The sequence below is a fragment of the Salinisphaera sp. genome (assembly GCF_002729955.1).
In the GTDB taxonomy this organism is placed as follows: Bacteria; Pseudomonadota; Gammaproteobacteria; order Nevskiales; family Salinisphaeraceae; genus Salinisphaera.
Map to the genome: position 1 here is coordinate 66,131 of NZ_PBYA01000018.1, position 7,398 is coordinate 73,528.

Below are 7,398 nucleotides of genomic sequence, written 5' to 3' on the forward strand. Positions count from 1 at the left end.
AAGGGAATGGATCGCAAGAAGCAGACAAAGAAGGCCCCTACCCGCACCCTGAAGGAAAAGCGGGCAGAAAAGGCGGCGAAATCTCAGGACAAGAAGCTCGTATAGACACGGCTTCGCGCCCCGAATGAACGCAGGCCAGCCCGGCAACCCGGGCTGGCCTGCGGCGCGCCCGCTGTCTTGCACCGCAGCCCGCGCCTCTTTGCGCGCAGAACCGCCTAGAGGCCGTACCGGCCGGCGACGGCAGGCACGGTTTGGCGAACCGCGGGGCCTTGAAGTGCCGGGACCGCAGGAACCGGTATCCGCACAGACACCGGTGTCATACATATAAAGGTCATATTGGGCTGTTAGCGTCCCAGGCTTTGAAAGCAGGGGGAGCGCGATGAACGCCCGATGGATTCGTAGCGGATTTGTTCTGTCCACGCTGTTGCTGGCGAGTGGGCACAGCGCGATCGCCGCGCCTTACGAGTGGAACTACCCCGCGCCGATCAAGACACCGAGCGCGGCGGCCGACAACGGCAAGACGGTGCTGTTCGATGTCTCCCACGGGGCCACCCAGGGCAATGCCGACTGGGTGCTCGACGGCGGCTTTTCGGACTTTGCCGATGCGCTGGTGGCACGCGGTTATACCGTCGGCGAATACCGCGGCGTCGACAAGAACGACAACGGCATCATCGATTTCGTCGACGACTACAGCAGCCCGAGCCAGTCGGCGACCGACGCCAACGAGGCCGTCATCACCTATGCCGGCATTCGTCAGGCCAGCGTGCTGGTGCTGGCCGAAAGCAACCGCCCCCTCACCCAGGCCGAACAGGATGCGCTCGAGCGCTTCGTGTCCGAGGGCGGCGGTATCTATTTCATTGCCGATCACTACAACGCCGATCGCAACCTGAACACCTGGGATGCCACCGAGGTGTTCAACGGCTACAACCGCTCGGACCGTGCCAGCTATAACAAGGGCGGCGCCTACGGCGATCTGCGTAACCCGGGCACGGCGGATGCCGGCTGGCTGGCCGAGACGTTCGGCGTACGCTATCGCTTCAACGGCATCGACTGGAAACCGGGTGTTAGCGGCATCGAAGACCCGGCCGCCGTCGAAGGCCTGACCGAAGGCGTGGAGCCGGTCCTTATGGCCGGCGGGGCCACACTGGCGATCGTGGATGCGAGTCGTGCCAAGGGGCTGGTGTACTTCTCGCCCAGCGACAGCCCCGAGAAGTGGGGCCCGGCGGTCGATCGGGGCGTGTATTTCGGCGGCCGCGAGGAAGGCCCGTACGTCGCCATCGCCAAGGCCGGGCAGGGCAAGGCCGCCTTCATCGGCGATTCCAGCCCCATCGAGGACGACACGCCACGCTATCGCCGCGAAGAGAACGGCAACGACAAGAGCACCTATCCCGGCTGGACCGACAGCGGCAATGCCGCCCGGCTGTCGACACAGATCGTCGACTGGCTGGCCATGCCGGAAAGCTATACGCAGTTCGCCAGCGCCGAGCATCCGGCCGGCGAGGCCACGCCCACGCCCATGGCCGACGTGGAAAAATCCGACCCCGACAACGGTTCGCCCTGGCGCCAGCCCGATAGCGGCTACGATCCGTTCGACCCGGCCACCTTTGCCGACGGTGCCTACGGCGCGCCGCAGCCGGTGGGTGGCGGTACGTCCTCGCCCGACCCGGATAGCGGCGACGCGGTATCGGTGCGCGAGGCGCTGGCCGCCAGCGAAGGCACCACGCTGACCGCGATCGGGCGTATCACCCGAGCGGTCAATGATCAGTACGCCCTGGAAATGGCCGATCTCGACGACGACTCCGAGCGGATCTACGTCAAGCTCGAGGCCGGCGATCGCGAGCGCTTCAGCCCGCAGAACGATCCGTCGCTGGTCGGCAAGACGCTGCGCGTGACCGGCACCCGCGATGTGTATATCGATGGGCCGAGCCTGGAGTCCACCCACGATCTGGAAATCGTCGATGCCTCGGCGGGTAACGACGCCGGCGAATGCGGCGACGACAACGGCGTGTCGGTGGCCACGGCCCGGGCGGCCTCGAACGGCACCTCGCTGGATGTCGTCGGCCGGGTCATCGAAGGCGTGAACGACCCCTACGCGATGCGCATGGGCGATCTCACCGGTAGCGCCACCATCGTGGTCAAGCTCGAATCCGACCAGCGGGGCATGTACAGCCCGGCCAACAACCCCGGCATCGTCGACGAAACCGTCTCCGTGCGCGGCGGTCAGCGCGACGAATATGCCGGCGAGGCCAGCATCGAGTCGGTGGATTCGATCGAAATCGTGCAGTGCGACGGCTGATACCCCCTTACCTCTTCACATTCTGCGGTTTACATCATGACTTCGATTCAACGTATGCCCCTGCTTTCGAAAAGCATGCTGGTTTTCGGCGCGCTCGCTCTGGGAACCGTGCTGAGCGGCTGTAGCGACGACAACGACGACGACACGGTCGCCCGCGACAATACCGGGTCGGATTCGACTCCGGCGCAGACGGCCACTGTGGATTTCCGCGTGATGGAAACCACCGATATCCACGCCAACGTCAACGACTACAACTACTACAACGATACGCCGGACCCCGGCATCGGGCTGGTGCGTACCGCCACCCTCGTGCATCAGGCCCGCGAGGAGATGGACGTCACCGGCAATACGATGCTCGTCGACAACGGCGACCTCATCCAGGGCAGCCCGATGGGCGACTGGCGCGCCGATGCCGGGCTGGCCGAGGGTGAGGTACACCCGGTCTACAAGGCCATGAATACGCTGAACTACGTCGTGGCCAACTATGGCAACCACGAGTTCAACTACGGGCTGAAATATCTGGCCAATGCGGTCGACGACGCCAACTTCGGCTATATCAGCGCCAACATCTTCAAGGACGACGGCGACGACAACCCCGACAACGACGTGCCGTACTTTTCGCCCTACAAGCTGGTCACCCAGTCGCTGACCGACCGCGATGGCCACCAGCACGAGATCACCGTCGGCTTTATCGGCTTCGTGCCGCCGCAGATCATGCAGTGGGATCGTTCCAATCTGGAAGGCACGGTCATCACCAAGGACATCAAGGCCATGGCCGAGCGCTATGTGCCCGAAATGAAAGAGAAAGGCGCCGATATGGTGGTGGCCATCGCCCATTCCGGCGTGAACACCGAAGATTACGACCCGGCCAAGCGTGCCGAGAACAGCAGCTGGTATCTCGCCGATGTGAAAGGCATCGATGCCATCCTGATGGGCCATGCGCATCTGGTGTTTCCGGGTTCGGCATTTGCCGATACGCCGGGCGTCGACCTGGAGCGTGGCACCATCAAGGGCGTACCGGCGGTCATGCCCGGCTTCTGGGGCGACCATCTGGGCATCGTCGATTTCACGCTCAACTACGAGCCCGATACCGAGACCTGGCGCGTGGCCGATGCCAAGGCCGTCGCACGGCCGATCTTCGCCGACGGCAAGTCGCTGGTCGAGGCCGACGGCGCCATCAAGGCGCTCATCGCCAGCGATGATCAGGCCACCCGCGACTACATGAGTCAGCCGCTGGGCGAATCCACCGACGATATCTTCAGCTTCCTGGCGCTGGTCAAGGACGACCCGTCGGTACAGATCGTGGCCGACGCCCAGAAGGCCTATGTGGAGAACCTGATCAAGGGCGACGTCGAACTGCAGGATCTGCCCGTGCTGTCGGCCGCTGCGCCCTTCAAGGCCTGCGATCGCAACGGCATCTGTGCCAACGAAAGCGACTTCACCACCGTACCCGAGGGCGAGCTGACGCTGCGCAACGCCGCGGATCTTTATCTCTACCCGAATACGCTCGTCGCGGTGAAGGTCAGCGGTAGCGAACTCAAGGGCTGGCTGGAATGCTCGGCGTCGCAGTTCTACCAGGTCGACCCGACGTCCAGCGAGCCGCAGCCGCTGGTCAACTACACCGGCTTTCCGACCTACAACTTCGACGTGATCGACGGCGTGACCTACCAGATCGACGTCACCCAGCCGCCGCGCTTCGACCGCAGCTGCAAGGTCATCAACGAAGGCGCCAGCCGTATTCGCGACCTGACCTATAACGGCCAGCCGGTCGCCGACGACCAGGAATTCATCGTGGCGACCAACAACTATCGCGCCAATGGCGGTCAGTTCCCGGGCACCGGCCCCGATCACATCGTGATCAACTCGCCGGATGCCAACCGCACGATCCTGGCCGACTATATCCGTAACGAGTCGCCGGTCACCCCCACGGCCGACGGCAACTGGCGGTTTGCGCCCATCCAGAGCGGGGTGGATCTCACGCTTACGTTCCGCGTGCCCAACACCGACCGTGCACGCAACTTCGTCGAGGAGCAGTCCATGGCCAGCGATGTCTTCGATGCGCGTTTCATACGGGTGAACGACGACAACGAGCGGGTCTACGAACTGAATCTTCAGTAACTAACCCGAGCGATCCGAGCCCGCTGTCTGATTGGTTTCAGACAGCGGGTTTTATTTTGCGAACGCCCCGTTGTTTTTTCGCGCGGCCAGGCGTTTAAGGGGAGCCGGCCGCGTCGCACCGATGGACACGCTCTGATACCAAGCCAGGCTGGAGCCGCGTGGTCTGCGCTTTGACCGATGACTCACTCGAACATGGGTTTAGGAACCGCCGGGGGTTGCGGGGTGGATCGTACAGGGCGCGGTCTCGCATTGAGCGGCGATTACCTGAGGCGGCAATTACTTGCGTCCACCGTATGGCTCACGGCGCCTGCTATACAGAACTAGCAGACGAGCAGCCGCCCGTTCAGTCGCGATCGGCGCTGCGATAAAGCCGGGCGATGGTGACCAGGTTGGTCACCAGGATGAGTGACTCGGCCAGGGTGCCGCCGAGCGAGCCGACCAGGAGGTTGCTTATCACCCAACAGAAAGCGGCCACCGCCAGCAGCCAGCGCATGGCAATGCCTTCGAGCATGAACATGCCGTAGGTTCCGATCAACCCGGCGGCCAGGGCCCAGGCATCGCGGGGCGCGGACCAGGTCAGCACGGCCGCGATCACGGTCAGGCCGGCCATGATCAGCATGACGGCCGCGTTGCCTTTGTAGCGCCGGACCCAGTGAATACGAAGCACGATCAGGGCGGCGATCGCGGCCGCCGCCCAGCTGCGAAACATGGCGAACTGCAGCGCAAAGGCGACGTTCGCGAATAGCAGCAGAAAGAACAGGCGGTCGTCGCGCTTGCTGGCAAAACCGGCCACACACAGCGCCAGCGCGATCAGGCCGAACGCCTGACCCGCGAGCCAGCGCAGGGAAGGATCATCGAACATGCGGCCGGGCCGACATAGGAAAACACCGGCGCTACGCTGACCGAAACCGGTGTTGCGATCAAGCCCGGGCGCAGCGGCAGGGTTTGAACTGCACGGCATGCCGAGGGATACAGGCGAATGCCGCCAGGTAGACGCGCGGCCTGCGAGTCGATCGCCAGCGGCACGCATAAAAAGCGCCCGCCGATTGATACGGCGGGCGAGGAGGGGGAAACGGGCTCGATCGAATCGAGCGTGTCGGTCGAGGCCCGGCCCGCGCGCCGTCGTTCGGCGGCGGGCCGGCGCCCGTGGCTACTGGCTATAGAGCCATTCGGAGGGTTCGAGTACGCGGCTGTTGATCCGTACTTCGGCAATATCGCCAAAGAACAGGTTGCCGGGGTCGTTCTCGGTGCCGTTCATGCCGATCGACCACGGCCGGCCGGGCGCGGCGAGCAGCCCCTGCTTGGCTGCCTGGGCTGAGCGCATGGTCTGCTGGCCATTGACGTACATGCGCAGATATTCGCCGTCGTTGACCAGGGCGACGTGGTACCAGCGCTCGCGGTCGAGCTCCCAGGACCAGGCGTCTTCCATTTTGCCGTTCTGGGACACCGTCACCCACTGCATTTCCGCCAGCGACGAGATATTGAGCCCCGGCGCGGTGTCGCCGCCGCTGCAATCCAGGCTATGGAAGTTGCAGATATCGCTGACGTTGCGCAGATGGTTGAGTACGCCCGCCCAGTCGTATGCGTCGGCGGTCCATTCGCGGGGCAGTCGCACCACGGCTTCGATGGTGTACTGCGGCAGATAGCCGCCGTTGCCGCTGGCCGCCTCTTCGAAAGTCAGGCCCGGGGCATCGCTGCGCAGGTAGTAGCCCGAATAACCCCCGTTCGGGGTAAACCGTGCCGACCCTCGGGCATGGCCGAAGGCGGGCGTATCGTCGACGACCCGGAAATATTCCGATTGATCGCCACTGCCGGGGGCCAGCCCGGTGAGCTCCATGGTGTTGCCGTTGCCCGAGGCATCGATGAATGCGGGATTGCCGTTGGCGCCCGTGACCTGATGATCCGCATCCAGAATCCAGTAGGCCTCGGTGCCCTCGATATTGCCGGCAGAGGCGGGAATGGCGTTCTGGTTCAGGCCGGCAAAGCGTTTCTCGAAGTCCATGGGCACGCTGAAGGCCCAGCGCTCGACTTCATCCTCCGGCCCGCGCTCGGCTTGCGGGATGGCCGCGGCCCAGGGCGAGAATGAGCGGAACCGCAGCATGTCGTTGTCGGTGTCGAAGGTGATGAGCTGCATCATGCCGTTGCCGCCCCAGAAGCCGGACTGGTAGTCCACGACTTCCATGAACACGTCGCGGCCATAGCGGTTCTTGGCCATCATCGACGCTTCGCCATGGTGGTGGCCGTTGATGGTCAGAAAGATCTGGTCGTTGTCGTAGATCAGCCCACGCCACAGGCGCAGCCCGTGATCGGTGAAGATGGCGTTCGTATCGCCCTCGTCGCCGGCGCCGATGTTGAGCAGCTGATGAGTGGTGAGGATGGTTGGCATGTTCGGGTGCGCGTCCAGCACCGACTGGGCCCAGTCGATCGTCGCGAACGCGGTACGCCAGTCCAGTGCGAGGACCAGATACTGGCGCTCGTCACCCTGAAAGATGTGATACGTGCCGAAACCTGTCGGGTCGGCACCCTGGAACGTTGAGAATCGTGCGGCCTGCTGATCGGGCGAGAAGTAGTCGAGATACGGCTCGGCAGCCCGGTCGCGCTCGGTGTCGTACTGCCAGGATTGCAGTACATCGTGGTTACCGGCCAGCACGCTGTAGGGCGTCTGTGGGTTGTCGTTGAGTATCGACAGCGACTGCATGGCCGCCGTCCATTCCTGCGGCGAGTCGGCGAGGTCGACCACATCGCCCAGATGCATCGTGAAGGCGATCTTCTCGGCTTCGTAGTTGTTGGCGATCCAGCGGGTCTGGGCGTCGAAACGCTCGGGCGAATAGCGCGCGTACTTCTGGGTATCCGGCAAGACCGCGAGAGTGAAGGCGTTCGCGGCCTCGGTATCGTTCGTGCCGTCGTCGTCGGTCTGTTCGCCACCCGTGGTGGGCGTGTCAGCCTCGCGCGTGTTGTCGTCGTCGTTACATGCGCTCAGCGTC

At 63.9% G+C, this 7,398-nt stretch carries 4 protein-coding genes; 2 read left to right on the forward strand and 2 right to left on the reverse strand.

Annotated features, from left to right (window positions below):
* Nucleotides 1-379 precede the first annotated feature (379 nt).
* Together CMN27_RS05135 and CMN27_RS05140 are read left to right on the forward strand one after the other, a co-directional pair.
* A complete protein-coding gene (locus CMN27_RS05135) occupies nt 380-2,296 on the forward strand; it encodes a hypothetical protein (RefSeq protein ID WP_293624563.1) in 1,917 nt (638 codons plus the stop codon).
* A gap of 36 nt (nt 2,297-2,332) precedes the next feature.
* A complete protein-coding gene (locus CMN27_RS05140; protein ID WP_293624565.1) occupies nt 2,333-4,414 on the forward strand; it encodes a bifunctional 2',3'-cyclic-nucleotide 2'-phosphodiesterase/3'-nucleotidase in 2,082 nt (693 codons plus the stop codon).
* A 343-nt stretch (nt 4,415-4,757) separates the two neighbouring features.
* On the opposite strand, the gene CMN27_RS05145 is transcribed toward CMN27_RS05140, so the two are convergent.
* Both CMN27_RS05145 and CMN27_RS05150 read right to left on the reverse strand, forming a co-directional pair.
* Complete coding sequence (locus CMN27_RS05145) at nt 4,758-5,276, reverse strand: YgjV family protein (protein WP_293624567.1); 519 nt, start codon at nt 5,274-5,276, stop codon at nt 4,758-4,760.
* Between the two features lie 288 nt (nt 5,277-5,564).
* On the reverse strand, nt 5,565-7,398 hold a 1,834-nt coding region (locus tag CMN27_RS05150; RefSeq protein ID WP_293624569.1), incomplete at its 5' end, for a LamG-like jellyroll fold domain-containing protein.